The following is a 623-nucleotide window of genomic DNA, read 5'->3' as shown; positions in this document are numbered from 1 at the left end:
CACATCCGCAGCTTCGGTACACGGCTTGAGCCCCGATACATTTTCGGCGCAGGCCGGCTTAACTAGACCAGTGAGCTATTACGCTTTCTTTAAAGGATGGCTGCTTCTAAGCCAACCTCCTGGTTGTCATGGCCTTCCCACATCCTTTCCCACTTAGCCGTGATTTGGGGACCTTAGCTGGCGGTCTGGGCTGTTTCCCTCTCGACGATGGACCTTAGCACCCACCGTCTGTCTGCCGGGCTGTGCTCCACGGTATTCGGAGTTTGGTTAGGTTTGGTAAGCCGCGAGGCCCCCTAGCCCATCCAGTGCTCTACCCCCGTGGGCAATCGCCCGACGCGCTACCTAAATAGCTTTCGCGGAGAACCAGCTATTTCCCGGTTTGATTGGCCTTTCACCCCTAGCCACAGGTCATCTCCGACTTTTTCAACAGGCGTGAGTTCGGTCCTCCAGTGCGTGTTACCGCACCTTCAACCTGCCCATGGCTAGATCACCGGGTTTCGGGTCTACAGCAAGCAACTCACGCGCCCTCTTCAGACTCGCTTTCGCTGCGCCTCCGGCTATCGCCTTAAGCTCGCTGCTTACTGTAAGTCGCTGACCCATTATACAAAAGGTACGCCGTCACC

The 623-nt window shown here is 56.7% G+C and carries 1 rRNA gene; it reads right to left on the bottom strand.

Annotated elements, in window-relative coordinates:
* Window positions 1–623 (bottom strand): 23S ribosomal RNA (locus ACFPMG_RS23855); the annotation flags it as partial.

Source organism: Azospirillum himalayense (assembly GCF_042657465.1).
GTDB classification, from domain to species: Bacteria; Pseudomonadota; Alphaproteobacteria; order Azospirillales; family Azospirillaceae; genus Azospirillum; species Azospirillum himalayense.
Note: the sequence above shows the minus strand (reverse complement) of the source record. Positions and strands in the feature narration are given on the sequence as shown.